The 542-nt window shown below is 37.3% G+C and carries 1 protein-coding gene; it reads right to left on the bottom strand.

Annotated elements, in window-relative coordinates; genetic code table 11:
* Positions 1-542, bottom strand: a 542-nt coding sequence (locus B5E79_RS13530) for a transposase (RefSeq protein WP_479684574.1), incomplete at both ends; no start/stop codon positions are given.

Below are 542 nucleotides of genomic sequence, written 5' to 3'. Positions count from 1 at the left end.
TTATTGTTGTGCTCATCTATGGCACAGACAATGTTTCTCTTCTGATCGCTGATTCCTCTTTTCTTCTTTGATTCTTTATCTTCAACTGTTATTCCAGGATGTTTAACATCTGAAAGTTTCTCATCAAGGTAAACAACTCCATCTAGTATGCGATCTTCAGCTGTGAGAGAAGCACATACACTCAGTATCTTATGTCTCCACACAAGAGATGTATGTTCGCATATACCTGCAATATGAGCAGACTGAACAATGGTATCACCACGAAAGAGTGATTCCATATACAGATACCATTGATAGGCTTCCTTCTTTGAATACGAAAACAAAGTTCCTGTCATGGGCGAGAAAGTCTTATGGCAATGTTTGCATAAATATCTTTGATTTCCATTTTTATCCTTGCCATATCTAATGATGTGCTCATGCCCGCAGTGAGGGCAAAAGGAACTATCAAATTCATCTGACAGTTCCTTATGCACTTCACCATCATAGATATGATTGATGATATGGTTATTGAGCTTTTCTCTAATGATTTCAATTTCATCATC

It is taken from the genome of Massilimicrobiota sp. An134, from assembly GCF_002160815.1.
Lineage (GTDB): Bacteria > Bacillota_I > Bacilli_A > Erysipelotrichales > Coprobacillaceae > Allocoprobacillus > Allocoprobacillus merdigallinarum.
This window is presented reverse-complemented; position numbering and strand designations above follow the sequence as displayed.